The 3,406-nt window shown below is 54.5% G+C and carries 1 protein-coding gene and 2 pseudogenes; all 3 read right to left on the bottom strand.

From position 1 onward, the window contains the following. Nucleotides 1-94: 94 nt before the first annotated feature. Nucleotides 95-995: pseudogene (locus A3A5_RS38590) on the bottom strand (IS256 family transposase); the annotation flags it as partial. Nucleotides 996-1,180: 185 nt separating this feature from the next. Then, nucleotides 1,181-2,494 (bottom strand): cytochrome P450, encoded by a 1,314-nt coding sequence (locus tag A3A5_RS0115530; protein ID WP_018311476.1) that lies wholly within the window; start codon nucleotides 2,492-2,494, stop codon nucleotides 1,181-1,183. A gap of 618 nt (nucleotides 2,495-3,112) precedes the next feature. Beyond that, a pseudogene (locus A3A5_RS41555) lies at nucleotides 3,113-3,406 on the bottom strand (hypothetical protein); the annotation flags it as partial.

Raw genomic sequence — 3,406 nt, 5'->3', positions numbered from 1 at the left:
CACCAACTCAGCATTCTCTTGATTGGTAGACTCGCCATGTGTCCGTGCTGTCGGAGGCCAAACAAACGACTTCTCTTGTGACACAGTAAGACTAGTCCCACGCGCGACGCCAGGACGCGGCGATCGGGGGGTAGTCCTTACCCCATTTTCCTTGCTCGAAGGCCGCCAGCTCGGCCAGTGCAGCCTCGGCACTGGTTGCCGTGTACACCGGCTTGAGCGCTGCCGCCACGGTGCGGCGCTCCTTCCAACTGGCGTATTCCAAACTGTTCCGGATCAGATGCACGATGCAGGTCTGCAGGGTCGTCTCCGGGAACACCGCATTCAGGGCCTGCTCCATCCCTTTGAGGCCATCGGTCACCGCAATCAAGATGTCCTGCGTGCCGCGCGTCTTCAGGTCGTTGAACACCTTCATCCAGAACTTGGCGCCTTCGGTGCTCTCGATCCACAGGCTCAGAATGTCGCGCTTGCCGTCCGGCAGCACGCCCAAGGCCAGATAGACGGCCTTGTTGCGCACCACGCTATTGTCGCGCATCTTGACCCGCGGCGCGTCGAAGAACACCACCGGGTACATCACCTCAAGCGGACGGGCCTGCCAGGCGGTGACCTCGTCCATGACCGCATCGGTCACTGAGCTGATGAATTCGGGTGATACCTCGATGCCGTACTGCTCGGCCAGGAACGCCCGGATCTCGCGTACGGCCAAGCCACGGGCATACATGGCGATGATCTTGTCGCCGAACCCGGTGAAGCGCCGCTCGTGCTTGGGAATCAGGATCGGATCGAAGATGCCGTCGCGGTCGCGCGGGATGTCTAACCGCAGCCGCCCATCGTCCGTCAGGAACGTCTTGTCGCTATTGCCAGCGCTGGTTGGCAGCGCCCGATGGGTAGCCCAGATGATGGCCGAGTTCGGCGCCCAAAGCGCGTTCAATCAGATCCTCGGGGAGGGTCCGCAACTCACGGTCGGCGGCCTGGCTCGTCTTGGTTTTGCGCGGCATCACATGCTCCTTGGAGACATGTGATGCCCTAAACTCAAAATTTTTGGCAGGCCTTGGTCTGCTAGTTCCGATATGCGAAATCAGTGCCACTTTCTTGAGAGTGGGAAGCATGATTTCTAATTTTTCCGAATCTTTCATATGACGACAGTCCCACCATCCGTGACGAATTTTGATTCAAAACTGCTCTATCGCATGAAACAGCGCAAAGGAAGATGCTTAGGCCCCCCGACGAAGCTGGATGCGACCATCTCGAGCTCCCCAGCCGACTCCACGCCTTCTAGGCACGGTATCATCTCCTCAAATAGGATGCGCATTTCCATTTTTGCCAAGTGCTGGCCCAGGCAAACATGAGGCCCTGTTCCAAATGCCAGATGGCGGGCTTCTTTTCGATCAATGCTGAACTCGAATGGTTTATCGAAGATAGCTTCATCTCGATTAGCCGAGCCGTAGCACAGCATTATCCAATCGCCTTTGCGAATAGTGCGCCCTCGGATCTCTGTATCCGCCGCCGCGGTACGCATGAAGTGACTCACCGGTGACGCAAAGCGCACCGCTTCGTCGACAAATTGCGGTATCAGCGCCGGATCGGCTTGAAGTCGAGGCAGCAGGTCAGGAAACTGGCTCAGTGCCCACATTGCGATCGCGGAGGACGATGATGTGGTATCGTGTCCCGCCGTGGCAATAATAATGTAGTAGCCCAAGCGGCTGGCATCGCTAATCGGTTCGCCATTTACGATAGCGTTGGCTAGCAATGTTGCCATATCGTTACGTGGATTCCTCCTTCTGTCCGAAGTCAGCTTTTCAAAATAATGCCGAAAGTCTTCTACTACTGCCAGCAGATTTTTTGCCAAGACCTCATTATCGGAAGTGACCTCCTCCTTTCTTCGATTGAGTTCTGGATCTTCCCCACCAAACAACTCCTGCGTCAGGACCAACATTTTGGCCTCGTCTTGAGACGGGACCCCTAGAATATCCATTATGACATGCAAGGGATAATATGGCGCAATATCCCTAGAAAAATCTATTGGGCCACCTTCATACTGCGCAAGTCTGTCAACACAGCGACGGGCCAGTCGTCGGATACGCTCATCCAGTTTGAGAAGGCTGTCAGGCATAAACCATGATTGCGCCAGCGCGCGCAACTTCTGGTGCTCATCACCGTCGAGTTGCACTAGCGCCTTGACGATATGCGGAGACCCGGTGACCGAAATTATATAGTCGATTGCGGCTTTTGATCGGCAAACAACCGAATAGTCACCGTTGCGAAATAGACTGCTGTCACGCGAAATGGCACTTACATCGGCATGCTTTGTTGCAACCCAGAATGGGTCGAAGCCCTCGATGATGGCGCGCCCGAACGGGTTGGTCGCGCGCGCCCATGTATAGACTGCATGCAATAGCTCGCGGTTTGAATAAGTCTTGGGATCAACCAAAAGCTTCGCGATGTCATTGGGAAGATCGAAGTTGGAGGTGGTGGTGGTGGTGTCCAAGATATACATACTCCAAAGATAAATATGACATGAATTTCAAGATAGCGCATAGCCATTCAATGCTGCCTAAGGTGAATGGATACATAAACCCTATCTCTTGGTATCGAATCAGGGCGAAACATCCGAAAACTAGTAGGACAGCAGCAAGAATGACTCTATGCTCCTTATTCGATACCGGAAAGTGTTAGTGACCCTACCATCCACGGACATCGAATGTCCTGTGACTTACCACGGCAAATCAGTGAATGGAGACAATAAAAACAGAACTGGCATAAAGGTCATCATGGCACTACCACTTGTGGAGGGCTTTCTACTCGCACTGAAGGCAACCACACACCTGGGGCCGGCGATCTGATTACGACGCCGTGCACCGTTACCTGGCGACGACTTACCAACCGCGCCTCATTCAATGACACACCTTCCAGTTCCCAGCTTTTATGGGCTGCTGTTTCGAGTATGACCTTTGGGAAGGGCTCATTGCCCTTGATGTGGATCTCACCAATCAGCGTCAGATGCTGGTCCTCCGTTGGTGCCGCGGCAAATGCAGCGACGCTGAGGGCAACTAGCGAAGCAATCACGTGAGGCATAGGTCTACAGAAGTTGAGTGACAGCAGCCATCCCTTCGCATCATTGAATCACGACGGAGAGTGAGGAGTTGGGCGGGATCTTGACCGTCTCGCTATACATACCTGTAACATTCTGCCGAACTACTGGTACGTAGGCATACGGCTGGAGCGCGGCGGGCACTGCTGATAACTGATTAGAATTCGTTAGAAAAGCGTGTGTGTCAATTACAGGCAGCACGAATCCACCTTCCTCCCGCGAAGGGAAGCCAAAGCCAACTGGGGCGGGTTCCTTCATCAGTGCGCCTGATGTCGCGGCAAAGCCGCGCAGCTGCTGTTGAAAGCTGGAGGTCGCTGC

The organism is Cupriavidus sp. UYPR2.512 (genome assembly GCF_000379565.1).
Taxonomy (GTDB): domain Bacteria; phylum Pseudomonadota; class Gammaproteobacteria; order Burkholderiales; family Burkholderiaceae; genus Cupriavidus.
The sequence above is the reverse complement of the archived record's forward strand: the minus strand, read 5'-3'. Positions and strand labels throughout refer to the sequence as shown.